This is a genomic window from Leucobacter sp. NPDC077196 (assembly GCF_040687075.1).
Classification (GTDB): domain Bacteria; phylum Actinomycetota; class Actinomycetes; order Actinomycetales; family Microbacteriaceae; genus Leucobacter.
Window position 1 is genome coordinate 59,796 of record NZ_JBFBML010000003.1, and the last position, 14,739, is coordinate 74,534.

General features: G+C 65.7%; 16 protein-coding genes. 2 read left to right on the forward strand and 14 right to left on the reverse strand.

Translation table 11 applies throughout. From position 1 onward, the window contains the following. The first annotated feature begins 1 nt into the window (after position 1). Positions 2 to 451, forward strand: a complete 450-nt coding sequence (locus AB0O71_RS05140) for a MarR family transcriptional regulator (protein WP_363742838.1) — start codon at positions 2 to 4, stop codon at positions 449 to 451. On the opposite strand, the gene rsmA is transcribed toward AB0O71_RS05140, so the two are convergent. The 4 genes from rsmA to AB0O71_RS05160 are packed head-to-tail and all read right to left on the reverse strand — an operon-like array spanning position 432 to position 4,376. After that, on the reverse strand, positions 432 to 1,343 hold the full coding sequence (gene rsmA, locus AB0O71_RS05145) for a 16S rRNA (adenine(1518)-N(6)/adenine(1519)-N(6))-dimethyltransferase RsmA (RefSeq protein ID WP_363742840.1): 912 nt from the start codon (positions 1,341 to 1,343) through the stop codon (positions 432 to 434). The genes AB0O71_RS05140 and rsmA overlap by 20 nt on opposite strands. Next, a complete protein-coding gene (locus AB0O71_RS05150; protein WP_363742843.1) occupies positions 1,340 to 2,260 on the reverse strand; it encodes a TatD family hydrolase in 921 nt (306 codons plus the stop codon). The genes rsmA and AB0O71_RS05150 overlap by 4 nt, the downstream gene beginning before the upstream one ends. Next, positions 2,257 to 3,843 carry a methionine--tRNA ligase gene (metG, locus tag AB0O71_RS05155; RefSeq protein WP_363742845.1) on the reverse strand — a complete coding sequence of 529 codons (1,587 nt, stop codon included), beginning with the start codon at positions 3,841 to 3,843 and terminating at the stop codon, positions 2,257 to 2,259. Before metG ends, AB0O71_RS05150 begins: the two co-directional genes overlap by 4 nt. A 56-nt stretch (positions 3,844 to 3,899) precedes the next feature. After that, positions 3,900 to 4,376, reverse strand: coding sequence for an OsmC family protein (locus AB0O71_RS05160; RefSeq protein WP_363742847.1), 477 nt, complete (start codon positions 4,374 to 4,376; stop codon positions 3,900 to 3,902). A 49-nt stretch (positions 4,377 to 4,425) separates the two neighbouring features. Between AB0O71_RS05160 and AB0O71_RS05165 the strand changes: the two genes are divergently transcribed. Then, complete coding sequence (locus AB0O71_RS05165; RefSeq protein ID WP_363742850.1) at positions 4,426 to 5,796, forward strand: aminotransferase class III-fold pyridoxal phosphate-dependent enzyme; 1,371 nt, start codon at positions 4,426 to 4,428, stop codon at positions 5,794 to 5,796. A 4-nt stretch (positions 5,797 to 5,800) separates the two neighbouring features. Here AB0O71_RS05165 and AB0O71_RS05170 read toward each other — a convergent pair whose 3' ends face one another. The 10 genes from AB0O71_RS05170 to atpB form a co-directional block, all read right to left on the reverse strand. After that, positions 5,801 to 6,877 carry a protein phosphatase 2C domain-containing protein gene (locus AB0O71_RS05170; RefSeq protein WP_363742852.1) on the reverse strand — a complete coding sequence of 359 codons (1,077 nt, stop codon included), beginning with the start codon at positions 6,875 to 6,877 and terminating at the stop codon, positions 5,801 to 5,803. 30 nt (positions 6,878 to 6,907) lie between these two features. Next, positions 6,908 to 7,708 (reverse strand): peroxide stress protein YaaA, encoded by an 801-nt coding sequence (gene yaaA / locus AB0O71_RS05175; protein WP_363742855.1) that lies wholly within the window; start codon positions 7,706 to 7,708, stop codon positions 6,908 to 6,910. 83 nt (positions 7,709 to 7,791) lie between these two features. Beyond that, a complete protein-coding gene (locus AB0O71_RS05180) occupies positions 7,792 to 8,049 on the reverse strand; it encodes a F0F1 ATP synthase subunit epsilon (RefSeq protein WP_363742858.1) in 258 nt (85 codons plus the stop codon). A gap of 3 nt (positions 8,050 to 8,052) precedes the next feature. After that, positions 8,053 to 9,513: a F0F1 ATP synthase subunit beta gene (gene atpD, locus AB0O71_RS05185; protein WP_363742860.1), complete on the reverse strand. Its 1,461-nt coding sequence runs from the start codon at positions 9,511 to 9,513 to the stop codon at positions 8,053 to 8,055. Positions 9,514 to 9,535: 22 nt separating this feature from the next. Further along, positions 9,536 to 10,426: a F0F1 ATP synthase subunit gamma gene (locus tag AB0O71_RS05190; protein ID WP_363742863.1), complete on the reverse strand. Its 891-nt coding sequence runs from the start codon at positions 10,424 to 10,426 to the stop codon at positions 9,536 to 9,538. 79 nt (positions 10,427 to 10,505) lie between these two features. Beyond that, positions 10,506 to 12,134, reverse strand: coding sequence for a F0F1 ATP synthase subunit alpha (gene atpA, locus AB0O71_RS05195; RefSeq protein WP_363742866.1), 1,629 nt, complete (start codon positions 12,132 to 12,134; stop codon positions 10,506 to 10,508). 54 nt (positions 12,135 to 12,188) lie between these two features. Then, positions 12,189 to 12,965, reverse strand: a complete 777-nt coding sequence (locus AB0O71_RS05200) for a F0F1 ATP synthase subunit delta (RefSeq protein ID WP_363742868.1) — start codon at positions 12,963 to 12,965, stop codon at positions 12,189 to 12,191. After that, the gene (locus AB0O71_RS05205; RefSeq protein ID WP_363742872.1) at positions 12,965 to 13,516 is read right to left on the reverse strand and encodes a F0F1 ATP synthase subunit B; all 552 of its coding nucleotides are present in this window, start codon (positions 13,514 to 13,516) and stop codon (positions 12,965 to 12,967) included. The genes AB0O71_RS05200 and AB0O71_RS05205 overlap by 1 nt, the downstream gene beginning before the upstream one ends. A 39-nt stretch (positions 13,517 to 13,555) precedes the next feature. Further along, positions 13,556 to 13,783: an ATP synthase F0 subunit C gene (gene atpE / locus AB0O71_RS05210; protein ID WP_010157574.1), complete on the reverse strand. Its 228-nt coding sequence runs from the start codon at positions 13,781 to 13,783 to the stop codon at positions 13,556 to 13,558. 51 nt (positions 13,784 to 13,834) lie between these two features. Continuing rightward, positions 13,835 to 14,638: a F0F1 ATP synthase subunit A gene (gene atpB / locus AB0O71_RS05215; protein ID WP_363742877.1), complete on the reverse strand. Its 804-nt coding sequence runs from the start codon at positions 14,636 to 14,638 to the stop codon at positions 13,835 to 13,837. Between the last annotated feature and the right edge of the window lie 101 nt (positions 14,639 to 14,739).

Below are 14,739 nucleotides of genomic sequence, written 5' to 3' on the forward strand. Positions count from 1 at the left end.
CGTGTCCTCGCGTGCGCAGGCCTTCGAAGCGCTCGAGCGCGAGTTCGAGCTCATCTTCAATCAGTTCCGCCGATCGGCGATGGCGAATGCGGCTCAGGTGAGCGAGGGGATGCTGCCCGGCGCCTACAAAGTACTGACGACCATCTCACGGTTGGGCAGCGCCACCCTCTCCGAGCTCACCGAGATCCTCGTCACCGACAAGGGCCAGATGAGCCGCACGATTCGCGAGCTCGACGAGCGCGGGCTCATCGACCGGTCGCCCGATCCGAGTGACGGTCGTTCGATCCGGATCTCACTGAGCGAGTTCGGCGCGACCCGTCTTGCCGTGACGCGGGGCGAGAAGGAGCACGAGCTCCGCGATGCGATGGGCCGCTGGACGGTCGAAGACATCGTGCGATTCACGGAGTTGCTGCACGCCCTCGCGTTGGGCCTTACTCCGCGGACTCCGTAGCGTCAGCCGCGGCGCGGGCGATCGCGAGGAACTCGTCGACGGCGAGCTGCTCGGCTCGCGCTTCGGGGTTCGCGCCCGCTGCGATGATCACCGCTACCGTCCGGTCGAACCCGCCGAGTACCGGCTGCAGCGCCTGGCGCAGCATTTTTCGGCGCTGCGCGAAGGCGGCGTTGATGAGCTCGAAGGTCAGGCGCCGTTCAGCCTCCGTGCCTCGCGGCGCGTCGCGGCGCTCGTACCCCACGAGCACGGAGTCGACACCAGGCACGGGCCAGAAGATCTTGCGACTCACGGTGCCCGCGATGCGCCACCGACCGTACCAAGCCGCTTTCGCGCTCGGCGATCCGTACTCTTTCGATCCGGACGGCGCCGCGATGCGATAGCCCACCTCGGCCTGCACCATCACGAGCCCGCCGCGCAGTGCGGGGAGCAGCTCGAGCAGATGCATGAGAATCGGCACCGAGACGTTGTACGGCAGATTCGCCACGAGCAGCGCTGGCGCATCGTCTTCGGCGAAGTCGGAAGCGCTGACGTCGAGGGCGTCACTGCGCACCACGCTCAGGCGCGGCCGCTCGGCATCGGCGAAGACTTCGGGCTGCATCGCAGCGACCGTCGCGGGCAGCTCCGCCGCGAGCCGATGATCGATCTCGACTGCGGTGACGGCGGCGCCGGCCTCGGTGAGCCCGAGCGTCAGCGACCCCAGACCGGGGCCGACCTCGACCACGCGCTCCCCGCGCTCTACGCCGGCGAGCCGTACGATCTTGCGCACCGTATTGGGATCGATCACGAAGTTCTGACCGAGCTTCTTGGTCGGCGAGACACCGAGACGCTCGGCGAGTTCGCGCACGTGCGCCGGGCCGAGCAGCGTCGAGGCCTCGCGATGCTCTTCGCTCACGCCCCGTTCTCCGCATCGTCGGGCTGCCAGGTGCCGTACACGCGCTCCGTATTGGCCGCGATGAGCGCGCACACCTCGTCCAGCGGACGGCTGAGCGTGTCGGCCAGGCGACGCACCGTATACGGCAGCAGGTACGGCGCGTTCGGTCGACCGCGGAAGGGTTCAGGCGTCAAGAACGGCGCATCGGTCTCCATCAGCAGCAGGTCGGGCTTTGTGACGACGATCGCATCGCGCAGCGCCGGAGCGTTCTTGAAGGTCGAAGGCCCCGCTACCGACACGTACCAGCCGTGGTCGTTGCAGATCTTCGCGAGGCGAGCGTCGCCCGAGAAACAATGGAACACCGTGCGCTCCGGGGCGCCCACGCGCAACAGCGTCGCCACGACTTCATCGTGGGCATCGCGGTCGTGGATCTGCAGGGCGATGCCGTTCGCTTTTGCAATCTCGATGTGCGCCTCGAACGATTCGATCTGCGCGTCGCGGCCGTCCTCCCCCGTTCTGAAGAAGTCGAGTCCCGTCTCGCCGACAGCGCGCACCCGCGGCTGCGCAGCGAGACGCGAGATCTCGGAGAGCTGCTCGTGCAGCACCCCCTGCTCGGCCACCCTTGGTGCTTCGTTCGGATGCAGCGCAACCGCCGCCAGCACTCGCGGGTCGCTCGCTGCCAGCTGCGCGCTCCAGCGGCTCGTCTCGAGATCCGTGCCCACCTGCACCACACCGCGCACACCAACCGCTTCGGCCCGGGTCAGGGAATCCCGCGGATCGAGCTGATCCACGCCGTCTTCGAACTCGAGATGCGTGTGGTTGTCGTAGATGGGCAGTGGGAGCGGTTCTGGCGCCTCTGGTCGGGTGAGGTCGCGCCCGTCGGACTGGGCACGTTTGCGCAGCCCTCCCGCAGGTACCGCAGCAGCAGCCTCGCTCACTTGCCCGTCTCGTCGGTCTCGATGCGCGGGAAGAGCACGGCCAGCGCCTGCTGCTCGGTGCCGGGCGCGAGCTTGCCCCACACGGCAGCATCGCGAAGCGGTTGCTCATCGAGCGCGCCCAGGGTCGCCTCCGCACCGAGCGCCGCCCACAGTTTGTTCGTCGCGAGCGGCACCACCGGCGCGAGCAGCTCGGCGAGCACGCGCAGCCCCTCGGTCGCCGTGTAGAGCACGGTGCCGAGACGCGCGCGCTGCGCCGGATCCTTCGCGAGCGCCCAGGGCTCCTGCTCGGTGATGTACCCGTTCAGCGCATCGACGAGCTCCCAAATCGCGGCGATGGCCTCGTGGATCGCGAACGCTTCCATGCGATCATCGGCTCGCGCCGCAGCCGACGCCGCGAGTTCGCGAATCGCCTCGTCAGCAGCGACTTCATCGGCCGCCTCAGGCACTCGCGACTCGAAGTACTTCGCATTCATGGCGAGGACCCGGCTGGCGAGGTTGCCGAAGCCGTTCGCGAGTTCGGCCTGGTACCGGGCCGCAAGATCTTCCCAACTGAACGAGCCATCGTGCCCGAAGGAGATCGCCCGCATGAAGTAGTAACGGAACGCGTCCGATCCGAACGTGTCGGTGATCTCGTTCGGTGCAATGCCGGTGAGCTTCGACTTCGACATCTTCTCGCCGCCCACGAGCAACCAGCCGTGCGCGAAGACGTGGTTCGGCACCTCGAGCCCGGCGGCCATGAGCATCGCCGGCCAGATCACCGCGTGGAAGCGGAGGATGTCTTTGCCCACGAGGTGGTTCGCCGGCCAGCGGCGACCGAACTCCTCATCGTCCAGCCCGTAACCGATCGCGGTCACGTAGTTCAGCAGCGCGTCGAACCAGACATAGGTGACGTGCGACGAATCCCACGGAATCGGAATGCCCCAGTCGAACGAGGTGCGCGAGATCGAGAGGTCTTCGAGCCCCTGCTGCACGAAGGCGATGACCTCGTTGCGCGCGCTCGCTGGCTGCACGAAATCGGGGCGCTCCTCGTACAGCGCGAGCAGGCGATCCTGAAACGCGCTCATCTTGAAGAAGTAGTTCTTCTCCTGCAGCAGCTCCAACGGCTTGGAGTGGATGGCGCAGACCTTCTGGCCCACGAATTCCCCGGTGCCGTCGACGATCTCGCTTTTCGGCTTGAACTCCTCGCAGCCGACGCAGTAGAGCGCCTCGAACTCGCCCGCATAGACATGGCCGTCGTCGTGCAGCTTCTGCAAGAATTTCGCGACGCCAGCTTCATGGCGCGCATCGGTGGTACGGATGAAGTCGTCGTTCGAGATATCGATCAGGTCGAGCAGCGGCTTCCATGCCGATTCGACGAGGCGATCTGCCCATTCCTTCGGAGCGACGCCGTTCGCAGTCGCGGTGCGCAAGATCTTCTGGCCGTGCTCGTCCGTGCCCGTGAGAAACCAGGTGTCGTCTCCGGCCTGACGATGCCAGCGAGCGAGCACATCGGCGGCTACCTCGGTGTAGGCGTGCCCGATGTGCGGGGCGTCGTTGACGTAGAAGATGGGCGTCGTCAAGTAGAACGAGGAGGGGTTGGCCATGGGTTCCATTGTATTGGGAACCGGGAGCTGAGCTGGTCGCGCAGCCGCGCTCGACGTCACTCCCCCGCGGCGACCACGATCTCCGGCTCGTGCCTCACCGGGAAGTTCACCGAGTTCGCGATGAAGCACGCTGCGAAAGCGTCTGCGTGCGCCGCCCGCGCCGCGTCGACCATGCCGGATGCGGCAACCGTGACGTGCGGACGCAGCACGACCTCTTCGAAGGCGCCGCCGATCCCACGCTGCCGCATCACCCCGGTCGCCGCATCCGTGTAGGCCGTCACCACGACTCCGGCGCGCACCGCCATGTGAAGATACGACAGCATGTGGCACTGCGCGAGCGCCGTGACGAGCAGCTCCTCCGGGTTCCACCGGTCGCGGTCTCCGTGGAATGTGGGATCAGCTGAACCCTCGAGCGCCGCCTTGCCCTCGGCCCGGATCAGCAGTTCACGACCGTACGCGCGATACCCGCTCGTTCCCGAGCCGCGATTGCCCGTCCACTCGATGCCGATGCGGTACTCGTGCAGATCTTTCATGACCCCACCCTAGACGCTGACTCAGAACGGCGAGAGTAGGATCGAGATCATGAGTTCAGCGACCAGCACCGCGGCAGTCAGCACCGAATCGTCCGTTCCCCAGGAGCGTCTCGTGCGTACCGAGATCCCCGGGCCCCGCTCGAAGGAAATCCACGAACGACGCCGCGCAGTGGTGCCCCCCGGCGTGCACAGCGTGCTGCCCGTCTACATCGAGCGGGCGCACGACTCGATCCTCGTCGATGTCGACGGCAACCAGATCATCGACGTCTGCGGTGGCATCGGCGTCACCACGATCGGCCACACCGACGACCGCGTGGTCGCTGCGGCAACGGCGCAGCTGCAGAACGTGACCCACACGCTGTTCACGATGACGCCGTACGAGCCATACGTACAGGTCGCCGAGCATCTCGCAAAACATGTGCCCGGGTCGACCGCATCGGCCCCCTACAAGACGCTGCTCATGAACTCGGGCGCTGAAGCGGTCGAGAACGGCGTCAAGATCGCGCGCAAGTTCACCGGCCGCCCCGGAGTGGCCGTGCTCGAGCACGCGTACCACGGGCGCACGCTCCTCACGAGCAGCATGAACCACAAGGCCGCGCCGTACGCGCTCGGCTACGGACCGCGCGTCGGCGACATTTACAAGGCGCCGAATTCGTATCCGCTGCACGACGGGCTCACCGGTGCCGAGGCGGCGGCTCGCACCATCGCCTATCTCGAGAAGCAGGCCGGCGCTGCCGACCTCGCCTGCCTCGTGGTCGAGCCGATTCAGGGCGAAGGCGGCTTCATCGTGCCTGCAGACGGGTTCCTTCCGGCCCTCGCCGAGTGGTGCCGCGCGAACGGCATCGTCTTCATCGCTGACGAGGTGCAGGCCGGAATGGCGCGCACCGGCGCCGTCTTCTCGATCGAGCAATTCGGCGTCGTTCCCGACATCGTGCTCTCGGCCAAGGGCATCGCCGGCGGTCTGCCGCTCGCAGGAATCACCGGGCGAGCAGACATTATGGACCAGTCGCAGCCCGGCGGTCTCGGCGGCACCTTCGGCGGCAACCCGGTGTCATGCGCCGCAGCGGTCGCCGTGTTCGAGCAGATCGAGACGCTCGGGCTGCTCGACGAGGCGCGCCGCATCGAGGCAGCGTTCGGCGACGGTCTGCGCGCACTCCAGGCCCGCTTCCCCGCGATCGCGGAGGTGCGCGGCGTCGGCGCGATGCTCGCCATCGAGGTGACGAAGCCCGGCACCCTCGAGCCCGACGCCGATCTCGTCGCCCGCGTAATGGATGAGGCCGCGCAGCGCGGCGTGCTGCTGCTGAGCAGCGGGGTGCACAATCAGGCGATCCGCTTCCTGCCGTCGCTCAAGATGACCGACGCGATCATCGCCGATGTGATGAGCGTGCTTGACGAGTCCTTCGCCGCCGCGAGCGCATAGCGTCTCAGCGGCGGTTCGGCCTCGGAGCGGTCGGCGCATCGGGCAGGATCATGGGCTCGACGTCGTCGAAGTCCTCGTCGATCGGATCCAGCTCGCTCATCGACCGCCGCGCGGCCTCGTCGCTCTCACGCGCTGACTCGCTCGCAGCGCCGCCCGCGCCGTCCGTACCGTTCGGCGTGTGCACGGGCGCCGAGGTCACGGCGGCGGCGGCTCGACTGCGATCCGCCTCTCCGCAGGAGCTGCCGATCGTGTCAGCGAGATCGATTCCCGATGCTCCAATACTCCCGGTGTCGACGACGTCTCCCACCGCATGCACATCGATCACGACGACGGTCACATTGTCGCGCCCCGCGTTCTCGAGTGCGTGGTGCACGAGCGAACGGGCAGCGGCTTCTGCAGTGACTTCCGTCGCGAGGAAGTGCTGGATCCCGACGTCGGTCAGCTCCTTCGTCAGCCCGTCAGAGCAGATCAGCAATCGCTGACCCGGGATGAGCGCGAGCGACGTGTAGTCGGGAATCGGAGCCTCGTTGAATCCGACCGCCCGGGTGATCACGTTCGCATGCGGGTGGACCTCGGCCTCTTCCTCGGTGATCGCACCCGTATCGATCAGGTGCTGCACCACCGAGTGGTCGACGGTGATCTGACTGAGCGCGCCCTTGAAGTACTGATAGACACGTGAGTCGCCGATGTTGAAGACTTTCCAGGTCGGCTCGGGATCGGTGCCGAGCACCACACCCGTCACCGTCGTTCCCGCACCGAGCTCGGTGTCGCCGGCATCGAGCTCGATATCGTCGACCGCGTCGCCGAGAGTCTCGTCGATGTCCTGCTCGCTCACCAGGTCTTTACCGCCGAGTTCAGCGAGACGCCGCACTACCGCGGCCGAAGCGATTTCGCCGGCGGAGTGCCCACCCATGCCGTCCGCGATCGCGAAGACCGGCGGAGCCGTCACGTAGCTGTCTTGGTTGTTCTCGCGTCGTCTTCCGACGTCGGTCACCGCGAACCACGAGAGTTCAAGCTCGAGATCGCCTCCGGCACGGTAGTTCAGGCGTCGCCGAACTCCGTTCTCTCCGCGAGCCGTCACAGCTTCCCTCTCTTCGACACCCGAGCCATATTACCCTGCATCCGCTTGCGGCAATTGCCGCGCGCCCGGAGCGCCCAGGTCGGTCACCAGCATCAGTGTCCGTTCGTCGGCGCGCACGCCGAGCTCGAGCCCGGCCTCAGCGCCCCACGCGAGGAACGCATCCACATCATCGATCGCGGCCTGCGACTGCGCGAGCCGACGCACCAGGTCGCCCTTCGCAGCCTTGTTGAAGTGATTGAGCGCGCGCATCTCCCCTTCGGGCCCGCGCTGCGCCACCTGCACGGACCACCCCAGACCCGCGGGCAGCGGCGCGAGAGCGCCGTAGTCCTTCGAGCGGAGATCCAGCACGAAGCTCTGAGCATCGGCCCAGGGAATCTCTGCGTGCGCGGTGCTCCAGAGCCGCTTCAACGGCATCGCGAGATCGGGCAGGCGCGAACTCGCAGACAGCCGGTACGCCGGGATCTCATCCCCGGCGCCGATGATGCCGAAGAGCGCGGACTGCACAGCGACGTGACGGTCGAGCCAGCTCCGGGAGGATGCATCAAGCGTCGCGACATCGAGCGCATCGTAGAGCACACCGGTGTAGCGCTCGATGGCGGGCATCACGCCGCTCTCTCCGAGCTGGCGGTTGTGCGCGAGTTCCCCACGGTTCTTCACCCCGAGTTTCAACGCCTTGGCAGCCGCTTCCTCATCACGGCTCAGCGTTTCGAGCGCGTCGCGAACGCGGCTTCTGAACGTCGTCAGCTCGTCGGCGAAGCGCAAACGCCCCGGGTCGAATGCGCCGGCGCCGCCGGATCGCTTCGTCTCGGAGGGAGGAAGGATGACAAGCATCAGTGCCTTTCGTACCGTGAGCAGACGAAAGGCCGATCAGTGCTCCCGAAGGAGCACGACCGGCCTCTCGTCGTTGCTGAGGACTACGCTACGGTTGCGTTGCCCGCGACGATGGTGATGGTGTCGTGGTCGACCGAGAGGAACCCGCCCTCTGCCTCGACCGCGACCTTGTCGCCGCCCGCGGTGGTCACGCGGACCTCGCCCTTCGCCAGAAGCGCAAGCAGGGGCTCGTGGCCGCTGAGGATGCCGATCTCGCCTTCGACCGTCTTCGCGATGACCTGGGAGGCTTCACCCGCCCAGACCTGCCGCTCGGCCGAGACGACGCTCACGTTCAGCGCCATCGCTTAGGCCAGATCCTTCTGCATCTTCGCCCAGTTCTCCTCGACATCGTTGATGCCGCCGACGTTGAAGAACGCCTGCTCGGCAACGTGGTCGAACTCCCCCTTGGCGATGGCGTCGAACGACTCGATGGTCTCCTTGAGGGGAACCGTCGATCCTTCAACACCGGTGAACTTCTTCGCCATATAGGTGTTCTGCGAGAGGAACTGCTGAATGCGGCGTGCGCGCGAGACGGTGATCTTGTCCTCTTCGGAGAGCTCGTCGACACCGAGGATCGCGATGATCTCCTGGAGCTCCTTGTTCTTCTGCAGAATCGCCTTGACCGTGGTCGCCACGCGGTAGTGATCCTCGCCCAAGTACCGGGGGTCGAGAATACGCGAGGTCGAGGTCAACGGATCGATCGCGGGGTACAGACCCTTCGATGCGATCTCACGCGACAGCTCGGTCGTCGCGTCGAGGTGCGCGAACGTCGTTGCCGGAGCCGGGTCGGTGTAGTCGTCGGCGGGAACGTAGATCGCCTGCAGCGAGGTGATCGAGTGTCCGCGAGTCGACGTGATGCGCTCCTGGAGCACACCCATCTCGTCCGCGAGGTTCGGCTGGTAGCCCACAGCGGAGGGCATACGGCCGAGCAGCGTCGAGACCTCGGAACCGGCCTGCGTGAAGCGGAAGATGTTGTCGATGAAGAGCAGCACGTCCTGCTTCTGCACATCGCGGAAGTACTCCGCCATGGTCAGTGCCGAGAGTGCGACGCGCAGACGCGTTCCCGGCGGCTCGTCCATCTGGCCGAACACGAGAGCGGTCTTGTCGAAGACGCCGGCCTCTTCCATCTCGTGGATGAGGTCGTTGCCCTCACGGGTGCGCTCGCCGACGCCGGCGAACACCGACACACCACCGTGATCCTGCGCAACACGCTGAATCATCTCCTGGATCAGCACGGTCTTGCCGACACCCGCACCGCCGAAGAGGCCGATCTTGCCACCCTGCACGTAGGGGGTCAAGAGGTCGATCGACTTGATGCCCGTCTCGAAGAGCTCAGTCTTCGACTCGAGCTGGTCGAAGGCCGGCGGGGTGCGGTGAATGCCCCAGCGCTCGGTGACCTCGATGGTCTCTCCCTCGGGGAGGTTGAGCACGTTGCCCGAGACGTCGAACACCTTGCCCTTGGTGATGTCGCCGACGGGCACGCTGATGGGGCCCGCCGTGTCGAAGACTTCCTGTCCACGGACGAGGCCGTCGGTGGGCTTCAGGGCGATGGCGCGCACGAGGTTGTCGCCGAGGTGCTGCGCAACCTCGAGGACGAGCTTCGACGACGCGGTGCCATCACCGAAGTCGACGCTCGTCTCGAGAGCGTTGTAGACGGCGGGAATAGCATCGTGGGGGAACTCGATGTCGACGACGGGCCCGGTGACTCGAGCGATCCGCCCGACAACCTTGGTGGCCTCAGTCGCCACTGCGGCGGTTTCGGTCATGATTCTCTCTCTTCGTGCTGAATTAACCGGACAGCGCGTCAGCGCCGCCCACGATCTCGGAAATCTGCTGGGTGATCTCCGCCTGGCGCGCGTTATTCGCGAGGCGGGTGTAATCCCGGATCAGCGAGTCGGCGTTATCACTTGCGGACTTCATCGCCTTCTGCGTCGCGGCATGCTTCGCAGCCGCCGACTCGAGCATCGCGTTGTAGATGCGCGACTCGATGTAGGCGGGAAGCAGGCGGTCGAGCACGGTATCTGCGTCCGGCTCGAACTCGTACAAGGCCTCCGGTGCATCGGTGGCCTCGGCGACGCCTTCGACGATCTGCAGGGGCAGCAAGCGGTGCACCTGCGGCACCTGGCTGACCATGCTGATGAGGCGGTTGTAGACGAGATGGATCTCCTGCGCGCCACCCTCTGCGGCGGGACGCCCGAAGATCTCGAGCAGCGCTTCTGCAACTTCGCTGCCGGTCTCGAACGTCGGGTTCTCGGTGTCGCCCGTCCAAACGCGCTCAGAAGCACGGCGGCGGAACGAGAAGTACCCCTGGGCCTTGCGACCGATCAGGTAGTACACGACGTCCTTGCCTTCGCTCCGGAGCAACTCGCTGAGCTCCTCCGCTTCGCGCAGCACCTGCGAGTTGAAGGCGCCTGCGAGACCGCGGTCCGAGGTGAAGATGACGACCGCAGCGCGCTCGACCTTCTCGGCCTCGGTGAGCAGCGGGTGGTCGGAATTCGAGTGCGTGGCGACGGCCGAAACCGCGCGGGTGATCGCAGTGGTGTACGGCGTCGAAGCTTCGACGCGCGCCTTCGCCTTCTGGATGCGAGATGCCGCGATCAGCTCCATCGCACGGGTGATCTTCTTGGTCGTCTGGGCAGAACGAATTTTCTGCCGGTAGACCCGAAGTTGCGCTCCCATGTCTCTCCTGTAGTGGTTGGGGCTGGCTGGTGATCAAGGTTCGGGGAGGGTGGGGGCCGAAACCCCCACCCTCGGTTCCCTACTTCTTGGTGACGACCAGCTGCTCCTGCTGGATCTCGGCTTCGTCGATCGCGTCGAACTGCTCGGCCAGGCTCTGGCCGCTCGACGTGCGGAACTCGCTCGTGAACTTGCCGATCTGGCTCTCGAGCTCAGCGACGGTGTCGTCGTCGAGCACGTTGGTCGCGCGAAGCGTGCTCAGCACCTCGGAGTTGCGTCCGAGGTAGTCGAGGAACTCGCGCTCGAAGCGGAGGATGTCTTCAACCGGAACGTCATCGAGGAAGCCCTTGGTGCCCGCCCAGATGGAAACGGTCTGCTCTTCAACCGGGTACGGGGTGTACTGCGGCTGCTTGAGGAGCTCGGTCAGACGCGCACCGCGCGCCAGCTGCCGACGGCTGGTCGGATCCAGATCGGATGCGAACATCGCGAAGGCCTCGAGCGCACGGTACTGCGCGAGCTCCAGCTTCAACGTTCCCGAGACCTTCTTGATCGACTTCACCTGAGCGTCGCCGCCCACGCGCGACACCGAGATGCCCACGTCGACTGCCGGACGCTGGTTCGAGTTGAACAGGTCGGACTGGAGGAAGATCTGGCCGTCGGTGATCGAGATCACGTTGGTCGGGATGTAGGCAGACACGTCGTTCGCCTTCGTCTCGATGATCGGCAGACCGGTCATCGAGCCTGCGCCGAGCTCGTCCGAGAGCTTCGCGCACCGCTCGAGCAGACGCGAGTGCAGGTAGAAGACGTCACCCGGGTAGGCCTCGCGCCCCGGCGGACGACGCAGCAGCAGCGATACGGCCCGGTAGGCCTCTGCCTGCTTCGACAGGTCGTCGAAGATCACGAGCACGTGCTTGCCCGCGTACATCCAGTGCTGGCCGATTGCCGAGCCGGTGTACGGTGCGAGGTACTTGTAGCCCGCGGGATCGGATGCCGGCGAAGCGACGATGGTGGTGTACTCCATCGCCCCTGCGTCTTCGAGCGCGCCCTTCACCGAAGCAATGGTGGAGCCCTTCTGGCCGATGGCCACGTAGATGCAGCGCACCTGCTTCGAGACGTCGCCCGACTCCCAGTTCGACCGCTGGTTGATGATGGTGTCGATCGCGATCGCGGTCTTGCCGGTCTGACGGTCGCCGATGATGAGCTGGCGCTGGCCGCGGCCGACGGGGATCATGGCGTCGATGGCCTTGATTCCGGTCTGCAGGGGCTCGTGCACCGACTTGCGCTGCATCACGCCGGGAGCCTGGAGCTCAAGGGCGCGACGGCCTTCGAGTCCGGTGATCTCGCCGAGACCATCGATGGGCTTGCCGAGCGGGTCGACCACGCGGCCGAGGTAGCCCTCGCCCACGGGGACGGAGAGAACCTCGCCGGTGCGAGTGACCTGCTGGCCCTCTTCGATGCCGGTGAACTCACCGAGCACCACGACGCCGATCTCGTTCTCTTCCAGGTTCTGCGCGAGGCCCAGGGTGCCGTCCGCGAAGCGAATCAGTTCGTTCGCCATCACGCCGGGGAGCCCCTCGACGTGCGCGATGCCGTCAGCGGCGTCGACGACCGTGCCGACCTCGGTCTTACCAGCCTCGGTCGGTTCGTACGACGCTGCGAAGTCTTTCAGCGCGTTACGGATCTCGTCCGGGCTGATTGAGAGTTCTGCCATTTCGTTTCCTCTGTCTGTTCCGGAAGCGCAGCCCCCGGTGGTGAAAAGTTGTCGCTATGCAGCGAGCTGCTGTCGGAGATCGTCCAGTCGCGCGCGAACGCTTCCATCGATCACGTCATCGGCGATCTGCACTCGAATACCGCCGACCAGGTTCGGGTCGACCACAGTCGTGATGCGCACGGGGCGCCCCGCAGACTGCTCGAGTGCGCGTGCCAGACGCTGCTGCTGCTCCGCCGTGAGCGGCGTCGCAACGGTAACGGTTGCGAGCTCGCTTCCGGCCTCATCTGCCGCGAGGCGCGCTGCCTGACGCAGCGTGGCGTCGAGACGCCGACCGCGCGGGCTTGCGACGAGATGCGAGAGGACGGTCAGGGCCGAAGCCGAGGTCTTCCCCTGGAAGAGACGCTGCACGAGGGCGAGCTTGCCGGCGGGATCTGCCAGCTTGCTGCCGAGGCTGAGTTGCAGTTCATGGTTGCGGTCGATCACATCGACCACAGCGAGAAGCTCGTCGGAGAGCGCAGCATTCACGGCGCCTTCCGCACGGATTCCGAGCTCTTCGACTCCCGAGACGAACTCGGCGACATTCGACCACCGGGCCTGAACGGCAGCGGTGAGTACGGAGCGCGCGCCAGCGGAGAGACCGCTGAAGAGTCGCTCGACCAGCTGCGACTTCGGCTGGGCCCCGGCCGAGGCGTCGCCGAGCGCCGCCGCGAGCGCAGGGCTCTCGGCGATACGGCTCGCCGCCTGCAGCAGCTCACCGCCGGCGTTCGTGTCGAGACCCGACCCGAGCGCGGATCGCGCCTGAGCCAGTGCTTCGCGTGACGCGCTTCCCATTACTGAGCCGCCTTCTCGGATGCTTCGAGATCGGCCAGGAAGCGATCGACGAGCGCCGAAGCCTTCTGGTCGTCAGTGAGCGTTTCGCCGACGACGCTCGAAGCGAGGTCGATGGCGAGCGAGCCGACGTCCTTGCGGAGCGACACGACTGCGCTTTGACGCTCTGCCTCGATCTGCGCCTGCGCGGCATGGGTGATGCGCGCCTGCTCGGTCACCGCATCCTCCTTCGCCTTCGCAACGATCTTGTTCGCGTCCAGACGTGCCGACTCGCGAATCTCACCGGCCTCCTGACGAGCGCTGGCGAGCTGAGCGGTGTACTCCTGCAGTGCGGCCTCGGCCTTCGCCTGAGCCTCGTCGGCCTTGGCGATGTTGCCTTCGATCGCCTCTGCACGCGCATCGAGCATCGTCTGCATCTTCGGAAGGAAGACCTTCCAGAATGCGACGAGGATGATGGCGAAGACGACCGCAGACCACACGATGTCGTACGTTGCGGGGAGTAGCGGATTGAGGTTCGCGCCCTCCTCCGCTGCAACGAAGACTGCGTTATTCATCGAGCCTCCCTTTCGAGACTAGGGAAAGGTGGAAGCGGATTACGCAGCGAAGATGAACGGCGTTGCGATCGCGATGAACGCGAGCGCCTCGGTGAACGCGATGCCGATCCACATGAGGACCTGGAGGCGGCCGGCGAGCTCGGGCTGGCGGGCGACACCCTCGATGGTCTTGCCGACGACGATACCCACGCCGATGGCGGGTCCGATGGCAGCGAGGCCGTAACCGACGGTTGCGATGTTGCCCGAGATTTCAGCGAGAACAGACACGGTATGTGTTTCCTTCCGTATGTGAGTGCGGCGGTTGCCGAACCCGATTGGTTAGTGCTCTTCAGCCAGCGCGAGCTGGATGTAGACGGCGGTGAGAAGTGCGAAGACGTAGGCCTGCAGAACAGCGACGAGGATCTCGAAGATTGTGAACGCCGCGCCGAATGCGAACGTGCCCACGCCGAAGAGCTTGAAGAAGCCCTCGCCCGAGAAGAGGAAGAACTGCGTCGCCGCGAAGAGCAGGACGAGGAGGAGGTGGCCCACCAGCATGTTCATCAGCAGTCGGAGCGTCAGCGTGACCGGCCGAATGATGAACGTCGAGACGAACTCGATCGGCGTCACGATGATGTAGATGGCCTTCGGCACACCCGACGGGAAGAGCGCGTTCTTGAAGAAGTTGCCCGGGCTCTTCTTGATTCCGGCGTAGATGAAGGTCACGTACGAGACGACCGCCAGCGTGAGCGGGAAGCCGATCACCGAGCTCGCGGCGATGTTCAAACCCGGAACGATACCCGTGATGTTGAACGCCAGAACGGTGAAGAATATGGCGGTGAGGATGGGAAGGAAGCGGCGGCCGTCTTTCTTTCCGAGCAGGTCCTCCGCGATGTTGACGCGCACGAAATCGAGCGCCATCTCGGTAAGGGACTGCCCGCGCGTCGGGATGACACGCATCCGGCGAGTGCCGAGCCAGAAGAGGAGCAGCAGTACCACCATCATGAGGACACGGATCAGCATGATCCGGTTCATCGCGAACGGCGTACCTTCGAAGAGCACGATGTCGGGGAAGAACTCGGCCATCGTCGGCGCGTGGAATTCACCCTCTTCGGCCGCGAAAAGTACGGGGGCCACGAGGTGCATAGCGTTAGCGAACAGCGCCATTCTCCTGACTTCGGTGCGGCATCAGCCTGCACGGTGTCGAACGGTGGTCGTGCCCCCGGGGCGGCGGTGGCACAGCGCAA

What these genes read in the sequence shown, in the direction of transcription:
- metG (WP_363742845.1), bottom strand. Translation starts at nt 3,843, where the DNA reads ATGGCCAACCCCTCCTCGTTCTACTTGACGACGCCCATCTTCTACGTC.
- AB0O71_RS05160 (WP_363742847.1), bottom strand. Translation starts at nt 4,376, where the DNA reads ATGAAAGATCTGCACGAGTACCGCATCGGCATCGAGTGGACGGGCAAT.
- AB0O71_RS05165 (WP_363742850.1), top strand. Translation starts at nt 4,426, where the DNA reads ATGAGTTCAGCGACCAGCACCGCGGCAGTCAGCACCGAATCGTCCGTT.
- yaaA (WP_363742855.1), bottom strand. Translation starts at nt 7,708, where the DNA reads ATGCTTGTCATCCTTCCTCCCTCCGAGACGAAGCGATCCGGCGGCGCC.
- AB0O71_RS05180 (WP_363742858.1), bottom strand. Translation starts at nt 8,049, where the DNA reads ATGGCGCTGAACGTGAGCGTCGTCTCGGCCGAGCGGCAGGTCTGGGCG.
- atpD (WP_363742860.1), bottom strand. Translation starts at nt 9,513, where the DNA reads ATGACCGAAACCGCCGCAGTGGCGACTGAGGCCACCAAGGTTGTCGGG.
- AB0O71_RS05190 (WP_363742863.1), bottom strand. Translation starts at nt 10,426, where the DNA reads ATGGGAGCGCAACTTCGGGTCTACCGGCAGAAAATTCGTTCTGCCCAG.
- atpA (WP_363742866.1), bottom strand. Translation starts at nt 12,134, where the DNA reads ATGGCAGAACTCTCAATCAGCCCGGACGAGATCCGTAACGCGCTGAAA.
- AB0O71_RS05200 (WP_363742868.1), bottom strand. Translation starts at nt 12,965, where the DNA reads ATGGGAAGCGCGTCACGCGAAGCACTGGCTCAGGCGCGATCCGCGCTC.
- AB0O71_RS05205 (WP_363742872.1), bottom strand. Translation starts at nt 13,516, where the DNA reads ATGAATAACGCAGTCTTCGTTGCAGCGGAGGAGGGCGCGAACCTCAAT.
- atpB (WP_363742877.1), bottom strand. Translation starts at nt 14,638, where the DNA reads ATGCACCTCGTGGCCCCCGTACTTTTCGCGGCCGAAGAGGGTGAATTC.